Origin of the sequence: Leeuwenhoekiella nanhaiensis (assembly GCF_002744755.1) — a bacterium.
GTDB lineage: Bacteria > Bacteroidota > Bacteroidia > Flavobacteriales > Flavobacteriaceae > Leeuwenhoekiella > Leeuwenhoekiella nanhaiensis.
Genome location: NZ_KZ319307.1, coordinates 1 through 20,957 on the forward strand (window position 1 = coordinate 1; position 20,957 = coordinate 20,957).

Sequence of the window (20,957 nt, forward strand, 5' to 3'; positions counted from 1 at the left end):
GGGCGGCGACCTCGCGGGTTTTCGCTATTTATGAAAATTTTCCGGTTTAAGGCGTTTCCGTTCTTCTTCGTCATAACTTAATGTTTTTATTTAAAATACCCTCTGAAAAGAAAGGAAACGACAGGTGCTGAAAGCGAGCTTTTTGGCCTCTGTCGTTTCCTTTCTCTGTTTTTGTCCGTGGAATGAACAATGGAAGTCAACAAAAAGCAGCTGGCTGACATTTTCGGTGCGAGTATCCGTACCATTCAGAACTGGCAGGAACAGGGAANGGAATGCCCGTTCTGCGAGGCGGTGGCAAGGGTAATGAGGTGCTTTATGACTCTGCCGCCGTCATAAAATGGTATGCCGAAAGGGATGCTGAAATTGAGAACGAAAAGCTGCGCCGGGAGGTTGAAGAACTGCGGCAGGCCAGCGAGGCAGATCTCCAGCCAGGAACTATTGAGTACGAACGCCATCGACTTACGCGTGCGCAGGCCGACGCACAGGAACTGAAGAATGCCAGAGACTCCGCTGAAGTGGTGGAAACCGCATTCTGTACTTTCGTGCTGTCGCGGATCGCAGGTGAAATTGCCAGTATTCTCGACGGGCTCCCCCTGTCGGTGCAGCGGCGTTTTCCGGAACTGGAAAACCGACATGTTGATTTCCTGAAACGGGATATCATCAAAGCCATGAACAAAGCAGCCGCGCTGGATGAACTGATACCGGGGTTGCTGAGTGAATATATCGAACAGTCAGGTTAACAGGCTGCGGCATTTTGTCCGCGCCGGGCTTCGCTCACTGTTCAGGCCGGAGCCACAGACCGCCGTTGAATGGGCGGATGCTAATTACTATCTCCCGAAAGAATCCGCATACCAGGAAGGGCGCTGGGAAACACTGCCCTTTCAGCGGGCCATCATGAATGCGATGGGCAGCGACTACATCCGTGAGGTGAATGTGGTGAAGTCTGCCCGTGTCGGTTATTCCAAAATGCTGCTGGGTGTTTATGCCTACTTTATAGAGCATAAGCAGCGCAACACCCTTATCTGGTTGCCGACGGATGGTGATGCCGAGAACTTTATGAAAACCCACGTTGAGCCGACTATTCGTGATATTCCGTCGCTGCTGGCGCTGGCCCCGTGGTATGGCAAAAAGCACCGGGATAACACGCTCACCATGAAGCGTTTCACTAATGGGCGTGGCTTCTGGTGCCTGGGCGGTAAAGCGGCAAAAAACTACCGTGAAAAGTCGGTGGATGTGGCGGGTTATGATGAACTTGCTGCTTTTGATGATGATATTGAACAGGAAGGCTCTCCGACGTTCCTGGGTGACAAGCGTATTGAAGGCTCGGTCTGGCCAAAGTCCATCCGTGGCTCCACGCCAAAAGTGAGAGGCACCTGTCAGATTGAGCGTGCAGCCAGTGAATCCCCGCATTTTATGCGTTTTCATGTTGCCTGCCCGCATTGCGGGGAGGAGCAGTATCTTAAATTTGGCGACAAAGAGACGCCGTTTGGCCTCAAATGGACGCCGGATGACCCCTCCAGCGTGTTTTATCTCTGCGAGCATAATGCCTGCGTCATCCGCCAGCAGGAGCTGGACTTTACTGATGCCCGTTATATCTGCGAAAAGACCGGGATCTGGACCCGTGATGGCATTCTCTGGTTTTCGTCATCCGGTGAAGAGATTGAGCCACCTGACAGTGTGACCTTTCACATCTGGACAGCGTACAGCCCGTTCACCACCTGGGTGCAGATTGTCAAAGACTGGATGAAAACGAAAGGGGATACGGGAAAACGTAAAACCTTCGTAAACACCACGCTCGGTGAGACGTGGGAGGCGAAAATTGGCGAACGTCCGGATGCTGAAGTGATGGCAGAGCGGAAAGAGCATTATTCAGCGCCCGTTCCTGACCGTGTGGCTTACCTGACCGCCGGTATCGACTCCCAGCTGGACCGCTACGAAATGCGCGTATGGGGATGGGGGCCGGGTGAGGAAAGCTGGCTGATTGACCGGCAGATTATTATGGGCCGCCACGACGATGAACAGACGCTGCTGCGTGTGGATGAGGCCATCAATAAAACCTATACCCGCCGGAATGGTGCAGAAATGTCGATATCCCGTATCTGCTGGGATACTGGCGGGATTGACCCGACCATTGTGTATGAACGCTCGAAAAAACATGGGCTGTTCCGGGTGATCCCCATTAAAGGGGCATCCGTCTACGGAAAGCCGGTGGCCAGCATGCCACGTAAGCGAAACAAAAACGGGGTTTACCTTACCGAAATCGGTACGGATACCGCGAAAGAGCAGATTTATAACCGCTTCACACTGACGCCGGAAGGGGATGAACCGCTTCCCGGTGCCGTTCACTTCCCGAATAACCCGGATATTTTTGATCTGACCGAAGCGCAGCAGCTGACTGCTGAAGAGCAGGTCGAAAAATGGGTGGATGGCAGGAAAAAAATACTGTGGGACAGCAAAAAGCGACGCAATGAGGCACTCGACTGCTTCGTTTATGCGCTGGCGGCGCTGCGCATCAGTATTTCCCGCTGGCAGCTGGATCTCAGTGCGCTGCTGGCGAGCCTGCAGGAAGAGGATGGTGCAGCAACCAACAAGAAAACACTGGCAGATTACGCCCGTGCCTTATCCGGAGAGGATGAATGACGCGACAGGAAGAACTTGCCGCTGCCCGTGCGGCACTGCATGACCTGATGACAGGTAAACGGGTGGCAACAGTACAGAAAGACGGACGAAGGGTGGAGTTTACGGCCACTTCCGTGTCTGACCTGAAAAAATATATTGCAGAGCTGGAAGTGCAGACCGGCATGACACAGCGACGCAGGGGACCTGCAGGATTTTATGTATGAAAACGCCCACCATTCCCACCCTTCTGGGGCCGGACGGCATGACATCGCTGCGCGAATATGCCGGTTATCACGGCGGTGGCAGCGGATTTGGAGGGCAGTTGCGGTCGTGGAACCCACCGAGTGAAAGTGTGGATGCAGCCCTGTTGCCCAACTTTACCCGTGGCAATGCCCGCGCAGACGATCTGGTACGCAATAACGGCTATGCCGCCAACGCCATCCAGCTGCATCAGGATCATATCGTCGGGTCTTTTTTCCGGCTCAGTCATCGCCCAAGCTGGCGCTATCTGGGCATCGGGGAGGAAGAAGCCCGTGCCTTTTCCCGCGAGGTTGAAGCGGCATGGAAAGAGTTTGCCGAGGATGACTGCTGCTGCATTGACGTTGAGCGAAAACGCACGTTTACCATGATGATTCGGGAAGGTGTGGCCATGCACGCCTTTAACGGTGAACTGTTCGTTCAGGCCACCTGGGATACCAGTTCGTCGCGGCTTTTCCGGACACAGTTCCGGATGGTCAGCCCGAAGCGCATCAGCAACCCGAACAATACCGGCGACAGCCGGAACTGCCGTGCCGGTGTGCAGATTAATGACAGCGGTGCGGCGCTGGGATATTACGTCAGCGAGGACGGGTATCCTGGCTGGATGCCGCAGAAATGGACATGGATACCCCGTGAGTTACCCGGCGGGCGCGCCTCGTTCATTCACGTTTTTGAACCCGTGGAGGACGGGCAGACTCGCGGTGCAAATGTGTTTTACAGCGTGATGGAGCAGATGAAGATGCTCGACACGCTGCAGAACACGCAGCTGCAGAGCGCCATTGTGAAGGCGATGTATGCCGCCACCATTGAGAGTGAGCTGGATACGCAGTCAGCGATGGATTTTATTCTGGGCGCGAACAGTCAGGAGCAGCGGGAAAGGCTGACCGGCTGGATTGGTGAAATTGCCGCGTATTACGCCGCAGCGCCGGTCCGGCTGGGAGGCGCAAAAGTACCGCACCTGATGCCGGGTGACTCACTGAACCTGCAGACGGCTCAGGATACGGATAACGGCTACTCCGTGTTTGAGCAGTCACTGCTGCGGTATATCGCTGCCGGGCTGGGTGTCTCGTATGAGCAGCTTTCCCGGAATTACGCCCAGATGAGCTACTCCACGGCACGGGCCAGTGCGAACGAGTCGTGGGCGTACTTTATGGGGCGGCGAAAATTCGTCGCATCCCGTCAGGCGAGCCAGATGTTTCTGTGCTGGCTGGAAGAGGCCATCGTTCGCCGCGTGGTGACGTTACCTTCAAAAGCGCGCTTCAGTTTTCAGGAAGCCCGCAGTGCCTGGGGGAACTGCGACTGGATAGGCTCCGGTCGTATGGCCATCGATGGTCTGAAAGAAGTTCAGGAAGCGGTGATGCTGATAGAAGCCGGACTGAGTACCTACGAGAAAGAGTGCGCAAAACGCGGTGACGACTATCAGGAAATTTTTGCCCAGCAGGTCCGTGAAACGATGGAGCGCCGTGCAGCCGGTCTTAAACCGCCCGCCTGGGCGGCTGCAGCATTTGAATCCGGGCTGCGACAATCAACAGAGGAGGAGAAGAGTGACAGCAGAGCTGCGTAATCTCCCGCATATTGCCAGCATGGCCTTTAATGAGCCGCTGATGCTTGAACCCGCCTATGCGCGGGTTTTCTTTTGTGCGCTTGCAGGCCAGCTTGGGATCAGCAGCCTGACGGATGCGGTGTCCGGCGACAGCCTGACTGCCCAGGAGGCACTCGCGACGCTGGCATTATCCGGTGATGATGACGGACCACGACAGGCCCGCAGTTATCAGGTCATGAACGGCATCGCCGTGCTGCCGGTGTCCGGCACGCTGGTCAGCCGGACGCGGGCGCTGCAGCCGTACTCGGGGATGACCGGTTACAACGGCATTATCGCCCGTCTGCAACAGGCTGCCAGCGATCCGATGGTGGACGGCATTCTGCTCGATATGGACACGCCCGGCGGGATGGTGGCGGGGGCATTTGACTGCGCTGACATCATCGCCCGTGTGCGTGACATAAAACCGGTATGGGCGCTTGCCAACGACATGAACTGCAGTGCAGGTCAGTTGCTTGCCAGTGCCGCCTCCCGGCGTCTGGTCACGCAGACCGCCCGGACAGGCTCCATCGGCGTCATGATGGCTCACAGTAATTACGGTGCTGCGCTGGAGAAACAGGGTGTGGAAATCACGCTGATTTACAGCGGCAGCCATAAGGTGGATGGCAACCCCTACAGCCATCTTCCGGATGACGTCCGGGAGACACTGCAGTCCCGGATGGACGCAACCCGCCAGATGTTTGCGCAGAAGGTGTCGGCATATACCGGCCTGTCCGTGCAGGTTGTGCTGGATACCGAGGCTGCAGTGTACAGCGGTCAGGAGGCCATTGATGCCGGACTGGCTGATGAACTTGTTAACAGCACCGATGCGATCACCGTCATGCGTGATGCACTGGATGCACGTAAATCCCGTCTCTCAGGAGGGCGAATGACCAAAGAGACTCAATCAACAACTGTTTCAGCCACTGCTTCGCAGGCTGACGTTACTGACGTGGTGCCAGCGACGGAGGGCGAGAACGCCAGCGCGGCGCAGCCGGACGTGAACGCGCAGATCACCGCAGCGGTTGCGGCAGAAAACAGCCGCATTATGGGGATCCTCAACTGTGAGGAGGCTCACGGACGCGAAGAACAGGCACGCGTGCTGGCAGAAACCCCCGGTATGACCGTGAAAACGGCCCGCCGCATTCTGGCCGCAGCACCACAGAGTGCACAGGCGCGCAGTGACACTGCGCTGGATCGTCTGATGCAGGGGGCACCGGCACCGCTGGCTGCAGGTAACCCGGCATCTGATGCCGTTAACGATTTGCTGAACACACCAGTGTAAGGGATGTTTATGACGAGCAAAGAAACCTTTACCCATTACCAGCCGCAGGGCAACAGTGACCCGGCTCATACCGCAACCGCGCCCGGCGGATTGAGTGCGAAAGCGCCTGCAATGACCCCGCTGATGCTGGACACCTCCAGCCGTAAGCTGGTTGCGTGGGATGGCACCACCGACGGTGCTGCCGTTGGCATTCTTGCGGTTGCTGCTGACCAGACCAGCACCACGCTGACGTTCTACAAGTCCGGCACGTTCCGTTATGAGGATGTGCTCTGGCCGGAGGCTGCCAGCGACGAGACGAAAAAACGGACCGCGTTTGCCGGAACGGCAATCAGCATCGTTTAACTTTACCCTTCATCACTAAAGGCCGCCTGTGCGGCTTTTTTTACGGGATTTTTTTATGTCGATGTACACAACCGCCCAACTGCTGGCGGCAAATGAGCAGAAATTTAAGTTTGATCCGCTGTTTCTGCGTCTCTTTTTCCGTGAGAGCTATCCCTTCACCACGGAGAAAGTCTATCTCTCACAAATTCCGGGACTGGTAAACATGGCGCTGTACGTTTCGCCGATTGTTTCCGGTGAGGTTATCCGTTCCCGTGGCGGCTCCACCTCTGAATTTACGCCGGGATATGTCAAGCCGAAGCATGAAGTGAATCCGCAGATGACCCTGCGTCGCCTGCCGGATGAAGATCCGCAGAATCTGGCGGACCCGGCTTACCGCCGCCGTCGCATCATCATGCAGAACATGCGTGACGAAGAGCTGGCCATTGCTCAGGTCGAAGAGATGCAGGCAGTTTCTGCCGTGCTTAAGGGCAAATACACCATGACCGGTGAAGCCTTCGATCCGGTTGAGGTGGATATGGGCCGCAGTGAGGAGAATAACATCACGCAGTCCGGCGGCACGGAGTGGAGCAAGCGTGACAAGTCCACGTATGACCCGACCGACGATATCGAAGCCTACGCGCTGAACGCCAGCGGTGTGGTGAATATCATCGTGTTCGATCCGAAAGGCTGGGCGCTGTTCCGTTCCTTCAAAGCCGTCAAGGAGAAGCTGGATACCCGTCGTGGCTCTAATTCCGAGCTGGAGACAGCGGTGAAAGACCTGGGCAAAGCGGTGTCCTATAAGGGGATGTATGGCGATGTGGCCATCGTCGTGTATTCCGGACAGTACGTGGAAAACGGCGTCAAAAAGAACTTCCTGCCGGACAACACGATGGTGCTGGGGAACACTCAGGCACGCGGTCTGCGCACCTATGGCTGCATTCAGGATGCGGACGCACAGCGCGAAGGCATTAACGCCTCTGCCCGTTACCCGAAAAACTGGGTGACCACCGGCGATCCGGCGCGTGAGTTCACCATGATTCAGTCAGCACCGCTGATGCTGCTGGCTGACCCTGATGAGTTCGTGTCCGTACAACTGGCGTAATCATGGCCCTTCGGGGCCATTGTTTCTCTGTGGAGGAGTCCATGACGAAAGATGAACTGATTGCCCGTCTCCGCTCGCTGGGTGAACAACTGAACCGTGATGTCAGCCTGACGGGGACGAAAGAAGAACTGGCGCTCCGTGTGGCAGAGCTGAAAGAGGAGCTTGATGACACGGATGAAACTGCCGGTCAGGACACCCCTCTCAGCCGGGAAAATGTGCTGACCGGACATGAAAATGAGGTGGGATCAGCGCAGCCGGATACCGTGATTCTGGATACGTCTGAACTGGTCACGGTCGTGGCACTGGTGAAGCTGCATACTGATGCACTTCACGCCACGCGGGATGAACCTGTGGCATTTGTGCTGCCGGGAACGGCGTTTCGTGTCTCTGCCGGTGTGGCAGCCGAAATGACAGAGCGCGGCCTGGCCAGAATGCAATAACGGGAGGCGCTGTGGCTGATTTCGATAACCTGTTCGATGCTGCCATTGCCCGCGCCGATGAAACGATACGCGGGTACATGGGAACGTCAGCCACCATTACATCCGGTGAGCAGTCAGGTGCGGTGATACGTGGTGTTTTTGATGACCCTGAAAATATCAGCTATGCCGGACAGGGCGTGCGCGTTGAAGGCTCCAGCCCGTCCCTGTTTGTCCGGACTGATGAGGTGCGGCAGCTGCGGCGTGGAGACACGCTGACCATCGGTGAGGAAAATTTCTGGGTAGATCGGGTTTCGCCGGATGATGGCGGAAGTTGTCATCTCTGGCTTGGACGGGGCGTACCGCCTGCCGTTAACCGTCGCCGCTGAAAGGGGGATGTATGGCCATAAAAGGTCTTGAGCAGGCCGTTGAAAACCTCAGCCGTATCAGCAAAACGGCGGTGCCTGGTGCCGCCGCAATGGCCATTAACCGCGTTGCTTCATCCGCGATATCGCAGTCGGCGTCACAGGTTGCCCGTGAGACAAAGGTACGCCGGAAACTGGTAAAGGAAAGGGCCAGGCTGAAAAGGGCCACGGTCAAAAATCCGCAGGCCAGAATCAAAGTTAACCGGGGGGATTTGCCCGTAATCAAGCTGGGTAATGCGCGGGTTGTCCTTTCGCGCCGCAGGCGTCGTAAAAAGGGGCAGCGTTCATCCCTGAAAGGTGGCGGCAGCGTGCTTGTGGTGGGTAACCGTCGTATTCCCGGCGCGTTTATTCAGCAACTGAAAAATGGCCGGTGGCATGTCATGCAGCGTGTGGCTGGGAAAAACCGTTACCCCATTGATGTGGTGAAAATCCCGATGGCGGTGCCGCTGACCACGGCGTTTAAACAAAATATTGAGCGGATACGGCGTGAACGTCTTCCGAAAGAGCTGGGCTATGCGCTGCAGCATCAACTGAGGATGGTAATAAAGCGATGAAACATACTGAACTCCGTGCAGCCGTACTGGATGCACTGGAGAAGCATGACACCGGGGCGACGTTTTTTGATGGTCGCCCCGCTGTTTTTGATGAGGCGGATTTTCCGGCAGTTGCCGTTTATCTCACCGGCGCTGAATACACGGGCGAAGAGCTGGACAGCGATACCTGGCAGGCGGAGCTGCATATCGAAGTTTTCCTGCCTGCTCAGGTGCCGGATTCAGAGCTGGATGCGTGGATGGAGTCCCGGATTTATCCGGTGATGAGCGATATCCCGGCACTGTCAGATTTGATCACCAGTATGGTGGCCAGCGGCTATGACTACCGGCGCGACGATGATGCGGGCTTGTGGAGTTCAGCCGATCTGACTTATGTCATTACCTATGAAATGTGAGGACGCTATGCCTGTACCAAATCCTACAATGCCGGTGAAAGGTGCCGGGACCACCCTGTGGGTTTATAAGGGGAGCGGTGACCCTTACGCGAATCCGCTTTCAGACGTTGACTGGTCGCGTCTGGCAAAAGTTAAAGACCTGACGCCCGGCGAACTGACCGCTGAGTCCTATGACGACAGCTATCTCGATGATGAAGATGCAGACTGGACTGCGACCGGGCAGGGGCAGAAATCTGCCGGAGATACCAGCTTCACGCTGGCGTGGATGCCCGGAGAGCAGGGGCAGCAGGCGCTGCTGGCGTGGTTTAATGAAGGCGATACCCGTGCCTATAAAATCCGCTTCCCGAACGGCACGGTCGATGTGTTCCGTGGCTGGGTCAGCAGTATCGGTAAGGCGGTGACGGCGAAGGAAGTGATCACCCGCACGGTGAAAGTCACCAATGTGGGACGTCCGTCGATGGCAGAAGATCGCAGCACGGTAACAGCGGCAACCGGCATGACCGTGACGCCTGCCAGCACCTCGGTGGTGAAAGGGCAGAGCACCACGCTGACCGTGGCCTTCCAGCCGGAGGGCGTAACCGACAAGAGCTTTCGTGCGGTGTCTGCGGATAAAACAAAAGCCACCGTGTCGGTCAGTGGTATGACCATCACCGTGAACGGCGTTGCTGCAGGCAAGGTCAACATTCCGGTTGTATCCGGTAATGGTGAGTTTGCTGCGGTTGCAGAAATTACCGTCACCGCCAGTTAATCCGGAGAGTCAGCGATGTTCCTGAAAACCGAATCATTTGAACATAACGGTGTGACCGTCACGCTTTCTGAACTGTCAGCCCTGCAGCGCATTGAGCATCTCGCCCTGATGAAACGGCAGGCAGAACAGGCGGAGTCAGACAGCAACCGGAAGTTTACTGTGGAAGACGCCATCAGAACCGGCGCGTTTCTGGTGGCGATGTCCCTGTGGCATAACCATCCGCAGAAGACGCAGATGCCGTCCATGAATGAAGCCGTTAAACAGATTGAGCAGGAAGTGCTTACCACCTGGCCCACGGAGGCAATTTCTCATGCTGAAAACGTGGTGTACCGGCTGTCTGGTATGTATGAGTTTGTGGTGAATAATGCCCCTGAACAGACAGAGGACGCCGGGCCCGCAGAGCCTGTTTCTGCGGGAAAGTGTTCGACGGTGAGCTGAGTTTTGCCCTGAAACTGGCGCGTGAGATGGGGCGACCCGACTGGCGTGCCATGCTTGCCGGGATGTCATCCACGGAGTATGCCGACTGGCACCGCTTTTACAGTACCCATTATTTTCATGATGTTCTGCTGGATATGCACTTTTCCGGGCTGACGTACACCGTGCTCAGCCTGTTTTTCAGCGATCCGGATATGCATCCGCTGGATTTCAGTCTGCTGAACCGGCGCGAGGCTGACGAAGAGCCTGAAGATGATGTGCTGATGCAGAAAGCGGCAGGGCTTGCCGGAGGTGTCCGCTTTGGCCCGGACGGGAATGAAGTTATCCCCGCTTCCCCGGATGTGGCGGACATGACGGAGGATGACGTAATGCTGATGACAGTATCAGAAGGGATCGCAGGAGGAGTCCGGTATGGCTGAACCGGTAGGCGATCTGGTCGTTGATTTGAGTCTGGATGCGGCCAGATTTGACGAGCAGATGGCCAGAGTCAGGCGTCATTTTTCTGGTACGGAAAGTGATGCGAAAAAAACAGCGGCAGTCGTTGAACAGTCGCTGAGCCGACAGGCGCTGGCTGCACAGAAAGCGGGGATTTCCGTCGGGCAGTATAAAGCCGCCATGCGTATGCTGCCTGCACAGTTCACCGACGTGGCCACGCAGCTTGCAGGCGGGCAAAGTCCGTGGCTGATCCTGCTGCAACAGGGGGGGCAGGTGAAGGACTCCTTCGGCGGGATGATCCCCATGTTCAGGGGGCTTGCCGGTGCGATCACCCTGCCGATGGTGGGGGCCACCTCGCTGGCGGTGGCGACCGGTGCGCTGGCGTATGCCTGGTATCAGGGCAACTCAACCCTGTCCGATTTCAACAAAACGCTGGTCCTTTCCGGCAATCAGGCGGGACTGACGGCAGATCGTATGCTGGTCCTGTCCAGAGCCGGGCAGGCGGCAGGGCTGACGTTTAACCAGACCAGCGAGTCACTCAGCGCACTGGTTAAGGCGGGGGTAAGCGGTGAGGCTCAGATTGCGTCCATCAGCCAGAGTGTGGCGCGTTTCTCCTCTGCATCCGGCGTGGAGGTGGACAAGGTCGCTGAAGCCTTCGGGAAGCTGACCACAGACCCGACGTCGGGGCTGACGGCGATGGCTCGCCAGTTCCATAACGTGTCGGCGGAGCAGATTGCGTATGTTGCTCAGTTGCAGCGTTCCGGCGATGAAGCCGGGGCATTGCAGGCGGCGAACGAGGCCGCAACGAAAGGGTTTGATGACCAGACCCGCCGCCTGAAAGAGAACATGGGCACGCTGGAGACCTGGGCAGACAGGACTGCGCGGGCATTCAAATCCATGTGGGATGCGGTGCTGGATATTGGTCGTCCTGATACCGCGCAGGAGATGCTGATTAAGGCAGAGGCTGCGTATAAGAAAGCAGACGACATCTGGAATCTGCGCAAGGATGATTATTTTGTTAACGATGAAGCGCGGGCGCGTTACTGGGATGATCGTGAAAAGGCCCGTCTTGCGCTTGAAGCCGCCCGAAAGAAGGCTGAGCAGCAGACTCAACAGGACAAAAATGCGCAGCAGCAGAGCGATACCGAAGCGTCACGGCTGAAATATACCGAAGAGGCGCAGAAGGCTTACGAACGGCTGCAGACGCCGCTGGAGAAATATACCGCCCGTCAGGAAGAACTGAACAAGGCACTGAAAGACGGGAAAATCCTGCAGGCGGATTACAACACGCTGATGGCGGCGGCGAAAAAGGATTATGAAGCGACGCTGAAAAAGCCGAAACAGTCCAGCGTGAAGGTGTCTGCGGGCGATCGTCAGGAAGACAGTGCTCATGCTGCCCTGCTGACGCTTCAGGCAGAACTCCGGACGCTGGAGAAGCATGCCGGAGCAAATGAGAAAATCAGCCAGCAGCGCCGGGATTTGTGGAAGGCGGAGAGTCAGTTCGCGGTACTGGAGGAGGCGGCGCAACGTCGCCAGCTGTCTGCACAGGAGAAATCCCTGCTGGCGCATAAAGATGAGACGCTGGAGTACAAACGCCAGCTGGCTGCACTTGGCGACAAGGTTACGTATCAGGAGCGCCTGAACGCGCTGGCGCAGCAGGCGGATAAATTCGCACAGCAGCAACGGGCAAAACGGGCCGCCATTGATGCGAAAAGCCGGGGGCTGACTGACCGGCAGGCAGAACGGGAAGCCACGGAACAGCGCCTGAAGGAACAGTATGGCGATAATCCGCTGGCGCTGAATAACGTCATGTCAGAGCAGAAAAAGACCTGGGCGGCTGAAGACCAGCTTCGCGGGAACTGGATGGCAGGCCTGAAGTCCGGCTGGAGTGAGTGGGAAGAGAGCGCCACGGACAGTATGTCGCAGGTAAAAAGTGCAGCCACGCAGACCTTTGATGGTATTGCACAGAATATGGCGGCGATGCTGACCGGCAGTGAGCAGAACTGGCGCAGCTTCACCCGTTCCGTGCTGTCCATGATGACAGAAATTCTGCTTAAGCAGGCAATGGTGGGGATTGTCGGGAGTATCGGCAGCGCCATTGGCGGGGCTGTTGGTGGCGGCGCATCCGCGTCAGGCGGTACAGCCATTCAGGCCGCTGCGGCGAAATTCCATTTTGCAACCGGAGGATTTACGGGAACCGGCGGCAAATATGAGCCAGCGGGGATTGTTCACCGTGGTGAGTTTGTCTTCACGAAGGAGGCAACCAGCCGGATTGGCGTGGGGAATCTTTACCGGCTGATGCGCGGCTATGCCACCGGCGGTTATGTCGGTACACCGGGCAGCATGGCAGACAGCCGGTCGCAGGCGTCCGGGACGTTTGAGCAGAATAACCATGTGGTGATTAACAACGACGGCACGAACGGGCAGATAGGTCCGGCTGCTCTGAAGGCGGTGTATGACATGGCCCGCAAGGGTGCCCGTGATGAAATTCAGACACAGATGCGTGATGGTGGCCTGTTCTCCGGAGGTGGACGATGAAGACCTTCCGCTGGAAAGTGAAACCCGGTATGGATGTGGCTTCGGTCCCTTCTGTAAGAAAGGTGCGCTTTGGTGATGGCTATTCTCAGCGAGCGCCTGCCGGGCTGAATGCCAACCTGAAAACGTACAGCGTGACGCTTTCTGTCCCCCGTGAGGAGGCCACGGTACTGGAGTCGTTTCTGGAAGAGCACGGGGGCTGGAAATCCTTTCTGTGGACGCCGCCTTATGAGTGGCGGCAGATAAAGGTGACCTGCGCAAAATGGTCGTCGCGGGTCAGTATGCTGCGTGTTGAGTTCAGCGCAGAGTTTGAACAGGTGGTGAACTGATGCAGGATATCCGGCAGGAAACACTGAATGAATGCACCCGTGCGGAGCAGTCGGCCAGCGTGGTGCTCTGGGAAATCGACCTGACAGAGGTCGGTGGAGAACGTTATTTTTTCTGTAATGAGCAGAACGAAAAAGGTGAGCCGGTCACCTGGCAGGGGCGACAGTATCAGCCGTATCCCATTCAGGGGAGCGGTTTTGAACTGAATGGCAAAGGCACCAGTACGCGCCCCACGCTGACGGTTTCTAACCTGTACGGTATGGTCACCGGGATGGCGGAAGATATGCAGAGTCTGGTCGGCGGAACGGTGGTCCGGCGTAAGGTTTACGCCCGTTTTCTGGATGCGGTGAACTTCGTCAACGGAAACAGTTACGCCGATCCGGAGCAGGAGGTGATCAGCCGCTGGCGCATTGAGCAGTGCAGCGAACTGAGCGCGGTGAGTGCCTCCTTTGTACTGTCCACGCCGACGGAAACGGATGGCGCTGTTTTTCCGGGACGTATCATGCTGGCCAACACCTGCACCTGGACCTATCGCGGTGACGAGTGCGGTTATAGCGGTCCGGCTGTCGCGGATGAATATGACCAGCCAACGTCCGATATCACGAAGGATAAATGCAGCAAATGCCTGAGCGGTTGTAAGTTCCGCAATAACGTCGGCAACTTTGGCGGCTTCCTTTCCATTAACAAACTTTCGCAGTAAATCCCATGACACAGACAGAATCAGCGATTCTGGCGCACGCCCGGCGATGTGCGCCAGCGGAGTCGTGCGGCTTCGTGGTAAGCACGCCGGAGGGGGAAAGATATTTCCCCTGCGTGAATATCTCCGGTGAGCCGGAGGCGTATTTCCGTATGTCGCCGGAAGACTGGCTGCAGGCAGAAATGCAGGGTGAGATTGTGGCGCTGGTCCACAGCCACCCCGGTGGTCTGCCCTGGCTGAGTGAGGCCGACCGGCGGCTGCAGGTGCAGAGTGATTTGCCGTGGTGGCTGGTCTGCCGGGGGACGATTCATAAGTTCCGCTGTGTGCCGCATCTCACCGGGCGGCGCTTTGAGCACGGTGTGACGGACTGTTACACACTGTTCCGGGATGCTTATCATCTGGCGGGGATTGAGATGCCGGACTTTCATCGTGAGGATGACTGGTGGCGTAACGGCCAGAATCTCTATCTGGATAATCTGGAGGCGACGGGGCTGTATCAGGTGCCGTTGTCAGCGGCACAGCCGGGCGATGTGCTGCTGTGCTGTTTTGGTTCATCAGTGCCGAATCACGCCGCAATTTACTGCGGCGACGGCGAGCTGCTGCACCATATTCCTGAACAACTGAGCAAACGAGAGAGGTACACCGACAAATGGCAGCGACGCACACACTCCCTCTGGCGTCACCGGGCATGGCGCGCATCTGCCTTTACGGGGATTTACAACGATTTGGTCGCCGCATCGACCTTCGTGTGAAAACGGGGGCTGAAGCCATCCGGGCACTGGCCACACAGCTCCCGGCGTTTCGTCAGAAACTGAGCGACGGCTGGTATCAGGTACGGATTGCCGGGCGGGACGTCAGCACGTCCGGGTTAACGGCGCAGTTACATGAGACTCTGCCTGATGGCGCTGTAATTCATATTGTTCCCAGAGTCGCCGGGGCCAAGTCAGGTGGCGTATTCCAGATTGTCCTGGGGGCTGCCGCCATTGCCGGATCATTCTTTACCGCCGGAGCCACCCTTGCAGCATGGGGGGCAGCCATTGGGGCCGGTGGTATGACCGGCATCCTGTTTTCTCTCGGTGCCAGTATGGTGCTCGGTGGTGTGGCGCAGATGCTGGCACCGAAAGCCAGAACTCCCCGTATACAGACAACGGATAACGGTAAGCAGAACACCTATTTCTCCTCACTGGATAACATGGTTGCCCAGGGCAATGTTCTGCCTGTTCTGTACGGGGAAATGCGCGTGGGGTCACGCGTGGTTTCTCAGGAGATCAGCACGGCAGACGAAGGGGACGGTGGTCAGGTTGTGGTGATTGGTCGCTGATGCAAAATGTTTTATGTGAAACCGCCTGCGGGCGGTTTTGTCATTTATGGAGCGTGAGGAATGGGTAAAGGAAGCAGTAAGGGGCATACCCCGCGCGAAGCGAAGGACAACCTGAAGTCCACGCAGTTGCTGAGTGTGATCGATGCCATCAGCGAAGGGCCGATTGAAGGTCCGGTGGATGGCTTAAAAAGCGTGCTGCTGAACAGTACGCCGGTGCTGGACACTGAGGGGAATACCAACATATCCGGTGTCACGGTGGTGTTCCGGGCTGGTGAGCAGGAGCAGACTCCGCCGGAGGGATTTGAATCCTCCGGCTCCGAGACGGTGCTGGGTACGGAAGTGAAATATGACACGCCGATCACCCGCACCATTACGTCTGCAAACATCGACCGTCTGCGCTTTACCTTCGGTGTACAGGCACTGGTGGAAACCACCTCAAAGGGTGACAGGAATCCGTCGGAAGTCCGCCTGCTGGTTCAGATACAACGTAACGGTGGCTGGGTGACGGAAAAAGACATCACCATTAAGGGCAAAACCACCTCGCAGTATCTGGCCTCGGTGGTGATGGGTAACCTGCCGCCGCGCCCGTTTAATATCCGGATGCGCAGGATGACGCCGGACAGCACCACAGACCAGCTGCAGAACAAAACGCTCTGGTCGTCATACACTGAAATCATCGATGTGAAACAGTGCTACCCGAACACGGCACTGGTCGGCGTGCAGGTGGACTCGGAGCAGTTCGGCAGCCAGCAGGTGAGCCGTAATTATCATCTGCGCGGGCGTATTCTGCAGGTGCCGTCGAACTATAACCCGCAGACGCGGCAATACAGCGGTATCTGGGACGGAACGTTTAAACCGGCATACAGCAACAACATGGCCTGGTGTCTGTGGGATATGCTGACCCATCCGCGCTACGGCATGGGGAAACGTCTTGGTGCGGCGGATGTGGATAAATGGGCGCTGTATGTCATCGGCCAGTACTGCGACCAGTCAGTGCCGGACGGCTTTGGCGGCACGGAGCCGCGCATCACCTGTAATGCGTACCTGACCACACAGCGTAAGGCGTGGGATGTGCTCAGCGATTTCTGCTCGGCGATGCGCTGTATGCCGGTATGGAACGGGCAGACGCTGACGTTCGTGCAGGACCGACCGTCGGATAAGACGTGGACCTATAACCGCAGTAATGTGGTGATGCCGGATGATGGCGCGCCGTTCCGCTACAGCTTCAGCGCCCTGAAGGACCGCCATAATGCCGTTGAGGTGAACTGGATTGACCCGAACAACGGCTGGGAGACGGCGACAGAGCTTGTTGAAGATACGCAGGCCATTGCCCGTTACGGTCGTAATGTTACGAAGATGGATGCCTTTGGCTGTACCAGCCGGGGGCAGGCACACCGCGCCGGGCTGTGGCTGATTAAAACAGAACTGCTGGAAACGCAGACCGTGGATTTCAGCGTCGGCGCAGAAGGGCTTCGCCATGTACCGGGCGATGTTATTGAAATCTGCGATGATGACTATGCCGGTATCAGCACCGGTGGTCGTGTGCTGGCGGTGAACAGCCAGACCCGGACGCTGACGCTCGACCGTGAAATCACGCTGCCATCCTCCGGTACCGCGCTGATAAGCCTGGTTGACGGAAGTGGCAATCCGGTCAGCGTGGAGGTTCAGTCCGTCACCGACGGCGTGAAGGTAAAAGTGAGCCGTGTTCCTGACGGTGTTGCTGAATACAGCGTATGGGAGCTGAAGCTGCCGACGCTGCGCCAGCGACTGTTCCGCTGCGTGAGTATCCGTGAGAACGACGACGGCACGTATGCCATCACCGCCGTGCAGCATGTGCCGGAAAAAGAGGCCATCGTGGATAACGGGGCGCACTTTGACGGCGAACAGAGTGGCACGGTGAATGGTGTCACGCCGCCAGCGGTGCAGCACCTGACCGCAGAAGTCACTGCAGACAGCGGGGAATATCAGGTGCTGGCGCGATGGGACACACCGAAGGTGGTGAAGGGCGTGAGTTTCCTGCTCCGTCTGACCGTAACAGCGGACGACGGCAGTGAGCGGCTGGTCAGCACGGCCCGGACGACGGAAACCACATACCGCTTCACGCAACTGGCGCTGGGGAACTACAGGCTGACAGTCCGGGCGGTAAATGCGTGGGGGCAGCAGGGCGATCCGGCGTCGGTATCGTTCCGGATTGCCGCACCGGCAGCACCGTCGAGGATTGAGCTGACGCCGGGCTATTTTCAGATAACCGCCACGCCGCATCTTGCCGTTTATGACCCGACGGTACAGTTTGAGTTCTGGTTCTCGGAAAAGCAGATTGCGGATATCAGACAGGTTGAAACCAGCACGCGTTATCTTGGTACGGCGCTGTACTGGATAGCCGCCAGTATCAATATCAAACCGGGCCATGATTATTACTTTTATATCCGCAGTGTGAACACCGTTGGCAAATCGGCATTCGTGGAGGCCGTCGGTCGGGCGAGCGATGATGCGGAAGGTTACCTGGATTTTTTCAAAGGCAAGATAACCGAATCCCATCTCGGCAAGGAGCTGCTGGAAAAAGTCGAGCTGACGGAGGATAACGCCAGCAGACTGGAGGAGTTTTCGAAAGAGTGGAAGGATGCCAGTGATAAGTGGAATGCCATGTGGGCTGTCAAAATTGAGCAGACCAAAGACGGCAAACATTATGTCGCGGGTATTGGCCTCAGCATGGAGGACACGGAGGAAGGCAAACTGAGCCAGTTTCTGGTTGCCGCCAATCGTATCGCATTTATTGACCCGGCAAACGGGAATGAAACGCCGATGTTTGTGGCGCAGGGCAACCAGATATTCATGAACGACGTGTTCCTGAAGCGCCTGACGGCCCCCACCATTACCAGCGGCGGCAATCCTCCGGCCTTTTCCCTGACACCGGACGGAAAGCTGACCGCTAAAAATGCGGATATCAGTGGCAGTGTGAATGCGAACTCCGGGACGCTCAGTAATGTGACGATAGCTGAAAACTGTACGATAAACGGTACGCTGAGGGCGGAAAAAATCGTCGGGGACATTGTAAAGGCGGCGAGCGCGGCTTTTCCGCGCCAGCGTGAAAGCAGTGTGGACTGGCCGTCAGGTACCCGTACTGTCACCGTGACCGATGACCATCCTTTTGATCGCCAGATAGTGGTGCTTCCGCTGACGTTTCGCGGAAGTAAGCGTACTGTCAGCGGCAGGACAACGTATTCGATGTGTTATCTGAAAGTACTGATGAACGGTGCGGTGATTTATGATGGCGCGGCGAACGAGGCGGTACAGGTGTTCTCCCGTATTGTTGACATGCCAGCGGGTCGGGGAAACGTGATCCTGACGTTCACGCTTACGTCCACACGGCATTCGGCAGATATTCCGCCGTATACGTTTGCCAGCGATGTGCAGGTTATGGTGATTAAGAAACAGGCGCTGGGCATCAGCGTGGTCTGAGTGTGTTACAGAGGTTCGTCCGGGAACGGGCGTTTTATTATAAAACAGTGAGAGGTGAACGATGCGTAATGTGTGTATTGCCGTTGCTGTCTTTGCCGCACTTGCGGTGACAGTCACTCCGGCCCGTGCGGAAGGTGGACATGGTACGTTTACGGTGGGCTATTTTCAAGTGAAACCGGGTACATTGCCGTCGTTGTCGGGCGGGGATACCGGTGTGAGTCATCTGAAAGGGATTAACGTGAAGTACCGTTATGAGCTGACGGACAGTGTGGGGGTGATGGCTTCCCTGGGGTTCGCCGCGTCGAAAAAGAGCAGCACAGTGATGACCGGGGAGGATACGTTTCACTATGAGAGCCTGCGTGGACGTTATGTGAGCGTGATGGCCGGACCGGTTTTACAAATCAGTAAGCAGGTCAGTGCGTACGCCATGGCCGGAGTGGCTCACAGTCGGTGGTCCGGCAGTACAATGGATTACCGTAAGACGGAAATCACTCCCGGGTATATGAAAGAGACGACCACTGCCAGGGACGAAAGTGCAATGCGGCATACCTCAGTGGCGTGGAGTGCAGGTATACAGATTAATCCGGCAGCGTCCGTCGTTGTTGATATTGCTTATGAAGGCTCCGGCAGTGGCGACTGGCGTACTGACGGATTCATCGTTGGGGTCGGTTATAAATTCTGATTAGCCAGGTAACACAGTGTTATGACAGCCCGCCGGAACCGGTGGGCTTTTTTGTGGGGTGAATATGGCAGTAAAGATTTCAGGAGTCCTGAAAGACGGCACAGGAAAACCGGTACAGAACTGCACCATTCAGCTGAAAGCCAGACGTAACAGCACCACGGTGGTGGTGAACACGGTGGGCTCAGAGAATCCGGATGAAGCCGGGCGTTACAGCATGGATGTGGAGTACGGTCAGTACAGTGTCATCCTGCAGGTTGACGGTTTTCCACCATCGCACGCCGGGACCATCACCGTGTATGAAGATTCACAACCGGGGACGCTGAATGATTTTCTCTGTGCCATGACGGAGGATGATGCCCGGCCGGAGGTGCTGCGTCGTCTTGAACTGATGGTGGAAGAGGTGGCGCGTAACGCGTCCGTGGTGGCACAGAGTACGGCAGACGCGAAGAAATCAGCCGGCGATGCCAGTGCATCAGCTGCTCAGGTCGCGGCCCTTGTGACTGATGCAACTGACTCAGCACGCGCCGCCAGCACGTCCGCCGGACAGGCTGCATCGTCAGCTCAGGAAGCGTCCTCCGGCGCAGAAGCGGCATCAGCAAAGGCCACTGAAGCGGAAAAAAGTGCCGCAGCCGCAGAGTCCTCAAAAAACGCGGCGGCCACCAGTGCCGGTGCGGCGAAAACGTCAGAAACGAATGCTGCAGCGTCACAACAATCAGCCGCCACGTCTGCCTCCACCGCGGCCACGAAAGCGTCAGAGGCCGCCACTTCAGCACGAGATGCGGTGGCCTCAAAAGAGGCAGCAAAATCATCAGAAACGAACGCATCATCAAGTGCCGGTCGTGCAGCTTCCTCGGCAACGGCGGCAGAAAATTCTGCCAGGGCGGCAAAAACGTCCGAGACGAATGCCAGGTCATCTGAAACAGCAGCGGAACGGAGCGCCTCTGCCGCGGCAGACGCAAAAACAGCGGCGGCGGGGAGTGCGTCAACGGCATCCACGAAGGCGACAGAGGCTGCGGGAAGTGCGGTATCAGCATCGCAGAGCAAAAGTGCGGCAGAAGCGGCGGCAATACGTGCAAAAAATTCGGCAAAACGTGCAGAAGATATAGCTTCAGCTGTCGCGCTTGAGGATGCGGACACAACGAGAAAGGGGATAGTGCAGCTCAGCAGTGCAACCAACAGCACGTCTGAAACGCTTGCTGCAACGCCAAAGGCGGTTAAGGTGGTAATGGATGAAACGAACAGAAAAGCCCACTGGACAGTCCGGCACTGACCGGAACGCCAACAGCACCAACCGCGCTCAGGGGAACAAACAATACCCAGATTGCGAACACCGCTTTTGTACTGGCCGCGATTGCAGATGTTATCGA

22 protein-coding genes and 1 pseudogene are annotated in these 20,957 nt (G+C 57.0%); all 23 read left to right on the plus strand.

Going from position 1 to position 20,957, the window contains the following annotated elements; translation table 11 throughout:
• Positions 1–189: 189 nt before the first annotated feature.
• On the plus strand, positions 190–268 hold a 79-nt coding region (locus CJ305_RS19680), incomplete at its 3' end, for a terminase small subunit (protein WP_136767820.1).
• Position 269: 1 nt separating this feature from the next.
• Positions 270–740 (plus strand): annotated as a pseudogene (locus tag CJ305_RS17960) (DNA-packaging protein); the annotation flags it as partial.
• Complete coding sequence (locus CJ305_RS17965) at positions 715–2,640, plus strand: phage terminase large subunit family protein (RefSeq protein WP_001027292.1); 1,926 nt, start codon at positions 715–717, stop codon at positions 2,638–2,640. The pseudogene CJ305_RS17960 and the gene CJ305_RS17965, both read left to right, overlap by 26 nt.
• Positions 2,637–2,843: a phage head-tail joining protein gene (locus CJ305_RS17970; protein ID WP_000198149.1), complete on the plus strand. Its 207-nt coding sequence runs from the start codon at positions 2,637–2,639 to the stop codon at positions 2,841–2,843. The genes CJ305_RS17965 and CJ305_RS17970 overlap by 4 nt, the downstream gene beginning before the upstream one ends.
• A complete protein-coding gene (locus tag CJ305_RS17975; protein WP_001359455.1) occupies positions 2,840–4,441 on the plus strand; it encodes a phage portal protein in 1,602 nt (533 codons plus the stop codon). Before CJ305_RS17970 ends, CJ305_RS17975 begins: the two co-directional genes overlap by 4 nt.
• Positions 4,422–5,741 carry a S49 family peptidase gene (locus tag CJ305_RS17980; RefSeq protein ID WP_000123343.1) on the plus strand — a complete coding sequence of 440 codons (1,320 nt, stop codon included), beginning with the start codon at positions 4,422–4,424 and terminating at the stop codon, positions 5,739–5,741. The genes CJ305_RS17975 and CJ305_RS17980 overlap by 20 nt, the downstream gene beginning before the upstream one ends.
• Positions 5,742–5,750: 9 nt before the next feature.
• Positions 5,751–6,083: a head decoration protein gene (locus tag CJ305_RS17985; RefSeq protein WP_001297109.1), complete on the plus strand. Its 333-nt coding sequence runs from the start codon at positions 5,751–5,753 to the stop codon at positions 6,081–6,083.
• 28 nt (positions 6,084–6,111) lie between these two features.
• Positions 6,112–7,164 (plus strand): major capsid protein, encoded by a 1,053-nt coding sequence (locus tag CJ305_RS17990; protein WP_001312646.1) that lies wholly within the window; start codon positions 6,112–6,114, stop codon positions 7,162–7,164.
• A gap of 41 nt (positions 7,165–7,205) precedes the next feature.
• Positions 7,206–7,604 (plus strand): DNA-packaging protein FI, encoded by a 399-nt coding sequence (locus CJ305_RS17995; RefSeq protein WP_000158919.1) that lies wholly within the window; start codon positions 7,206–7,208, stop codon positions 7,602–7,604.
• Between the two features lie 11 nt (positions 7,605–7,615).
• Positions 7,616–7,969: a head-tail joining protein gene (locus CJ305_RS18000; RefSeq protein WP_000752979.1), complete on the plus strand. Its 354-nt coding sequence runs from the start codon at positions 7,616–7,618 to the stop codon at positions 7,967–7,969.
• Between the two features lie 11 nt (positions 7,970–7,980).
• A complete protein-coding gene (locus tag CJ305_RS18005) occupies positions 7,981–8,559 on the plus strand; it encodes a phage tail protein (protein ID WP_000975070.1) in 579 nt (192 codons plus the stop codon).
• Positions 8,556–8,951 carry a phage minor tail U family protein gene (locus tag CJ305_RS18010; RefSeq protein ID WP_000683105.1) on the plus strand — a complete coding sequence of 132 codons (396 nt, stop codon included), beginning with the start codon at positions 8,556–8,558 and terminating at the stop codon, positions 8,949–8,951. Before CJ305_RS18005 ends, CJ305_RS18010 begins: the two co-directional genes overlap by 4 nt.
• Positions 8,952–8,979: 28 nt before the next feature.
• On the plus strand, positions 8,980–9,699 hold the full coding sequence (locus tag CJ305_RS18015; protein WP_001297108.1) for a phage tail protein: 720 nt from the start codon (positions 8,980–8,982) through the stop codon (positions 9,697–9,699).
• Positions 9,700–9,714: 15 nt separating this feature from the next.
• Positions 9,715–10,137 (plus strand): phage tail assembly chaperone G, encoded by a 423-nt coding sequence (gene gpG / locus CJ305_RS18020; protein ID WP_000479153.1) that lies wholly within the window; start codon positions 9,715–9,717, stop codon positions 10,135–10,137.
• A 26-nt stretch (positions 10,138–10,163) separates the two neighbouring features.
• Entirely contained in the window at positions 10,164–10,553 is a 390-nt protein-coding gene (locus tag CJ305_RS18025) for a phage tail assembly protein T (protein ID WP_000533391.1), read from the plus strand.
• On the plus strand, positions 10,546–13,107 hold the full coding sequence (locus CJ305_RS18030; RefSeq protein ID WP_000840207.1) for a phage tail tape measure protein: 2,562 nt from the start codon (positions 10,546–10,548) through the stop codon (positions 13,105–13,107). Before CJ305_RS18025 ends, CJ305_RS18030 begins: the two co-directional genes overlap by 8 nt.
• Positions 13,104–13,433, plus strand: a complete 330-nt coding sequence (locus tag CJ305_RS18035) for a phage tail protein (RefSeq protein WP_000847379.1) — start codon at positions 13,104–13,106, stop codon at positions 13,431–13,433. Before CJ305_RS18030 ends, CJ305_RS18035 begins: the two co-directional genes overlap by 4 nt.
• Positions 13,433–14,131 (plus strand): phage minor tail protein L, encoded by a 699-nt coding sequence (locus CJ305_RS18040; protein WP_001152639.1) that lies wholly within the window; start codon positions 13,433–13,435, stop codon positions 14,129–14,131. The genes CJ305_RS18035 and CJ305_RS18040 overlap by 1 nt, the downstream gene beginning before the upstream one ends.
• Positions 14,132–14,136: 5 nt before the next feature.
• Positions 14,137–14,880: a C40 family peptidase gene (locus tag CJ305_RS18045; protein ID WP_000194780.1), complete on the plus strand. Its 744-nt coding sequence runs from the start codon at positions 14,137–14,139 to the stop codon at positions 14,878–14,880.
• On the plus strand, positions 14,817–15,449 hold the full coding sequence (locus CJ305_RS18050; RefSeq protein ID WP_000090889.1) for a tail assembly protein: 633 nt from the start codon (positions 14,817–14,819) through the stop codon (positions 15,447–15,449). The genes CJ305_RS18045 and CJ305_RS18050 overlap by 64 nt, the downstream gene beginning before the upstream one ends.
• 60 nt (positions 15,450–15,509) lie before the next feature.
• Positions 15,510–18,908 (plus strand): phage attachment tail tip protein J, encoded by a 3,399-nt coding sequence (gene gpJ, locus CJ305_RS18055; RefSeq protein ID WP_000515495.1) that lies wholly within the window; start codon positions 15,510–15,512, stop codon positions 18,906–18,908.
• Positions 18,909–18,969: 61 nt separating this feature from the next.
• Positions 18,970–19,590: an outer membrane beta-barrel protein Lom gene (gene lom / locus CJ305_RS18060; protein WP_001246632.1), complete on the plus strand. Its 621-nt coding sequence runs from the start codon at positions 18,970–18,972 to the stop codon at positions 19,588–19,590.
• A 64-nt stretch (positions 19,591–19,654) separates the two neighbouring features.
• Positions 19,655–20,860 (plus strand): prophage tail fiber N-terminal domain-containing protein, encoded by a 1,206-nt coding sequence (locus CJ305_RS18065; RefSeq protein WP_015979255.1) that lies wholly within the window; start codon positions 19,655–19,657, stop codon positions 20,858–20,860.
• Positions 20,861–20,957: the final 97 nt, after the last annotated feature.

Excerpts from the sequence above, each read along its gene's own strand:
- CJ305_RS18015 (WP_001297108.1), top strand. The coding sequence starts at position 8,980 with ATGCCGGTGAAAGGTGCCGGGACCACCCTGTGGGTTTATAAGGGGAGC.
- gpG (WP_000479153.1), top strand. The coding sequence starts at position 9,715 with ATGTTCCTGAAAACCGAATCATTTGAACATAACGGTGTGACCGTCACG.
- CJ305_RS18025 (WP_000533391.1), top strand. The coding sequence starts at position 10,164 with ATGGGGCGACCCGACTGGCGTGCCATGCTTGCCGGGATGTCATCCACG.
- CJ305_RS17970 (WP_000198149.1), top strand. The coding sequence starts at position 2,637 with ATGACGCGACAGGAAGAACTTGCCGCTGCCCGTGCGGCACTGCATGAC.
- CJ305_RS17975 (WP_001359455.1), top strand. The coding sequence starts at position 2,840 with ATGAAAACGCCCACCATTCCCACCCTTCTGGGGCCGGACGGCATGACA.
- gpJ (WP_000515495.1), top strand. The coding sequence starts at position 15,510 with ATGGGTAAAGGAAGCAGTAAGGGGCATACCCCGCGCGAAGCGAAGGAC.
- CJ305_RS17995 (WP_000158919.1), top strand. The coding sequence starts at position 7,206 with ATGACGAAAGATGAACTGATTGCCCGTCTCCGCTCGCTGGGTGAACAA.
- CJ305_RS18030 (WP_000840207.1), top strand. The coding sequence starts at position 10,546 with ATGGCTGAACCGGTAGGCGATCTGGTCGTTGATTTGAGTCTGGATGCG.
- CJ305_RS18040 (WP_001152639.1), top strand. The coding sequence starts at position 13,433 with ATGCAGGATATCCGGCAGGAAACACTGAATGAATGCACCCGTGCGGAG.
- CJ305_RS18010 (WP_000683105.1), top strand. The coding sequence starts at position 8,556 with ATGAAACATACTGAACTCCGTGCAGCCGTACTGGATGCACTGGAGAAG.
- CJ305_RS18065 (WP_015979255.1), top strand. The coding sequence starts at position 19,655 with ATGGCAGTAAAGATTTCAGGAGTCCTGAAAGACGGCACAGGAAAACCG.
- CJ305_RS17985 (WP_001297109.1), top strand. The coding sequence starts at position 5,751 with ATGACGAGCAAAGAAACCTTTACCCATTACCAGCCGCAGGGCAACAGT.
- CJ305_RS18005 (WP_000975070.1), top strand. The coding sequence starts at position 7,981 with ATGGCCATAAAAGGTCTTGAGCAGGCCGTTGAAAACCTCAGCCGTATC.
- lom (WP_001246632.1), top strand. The coding sequence starts at position 18,970 with ATGCGTAATGTGTGTATTGCCGTTGCTGTCTTTGCCGCACTTGCGGTG.
- CJ305_RS18050 (WP_000090889.1), top strand. The coding sequence starts at position 14,817 with ATGGCGCGCATCTGCCTTTACGGGGATTTACAACGATTTGGTCGCCGC.
- CJ305_RS18035 (WP_000847379.1), top strand. The coding sequence starts at position 13,104 with ATGAAGACCTTCCGCTGGAAAGTGAAACCCGGTATGGATGTGGCTTCG.
- CJ305_RS18045 (WP_000194780.1), top strand. The coding sequence starts at position 14,137 with ATGACACAGACAGAATCAGCGATTCTGGCGCACGCCCGGCGATGTGCG.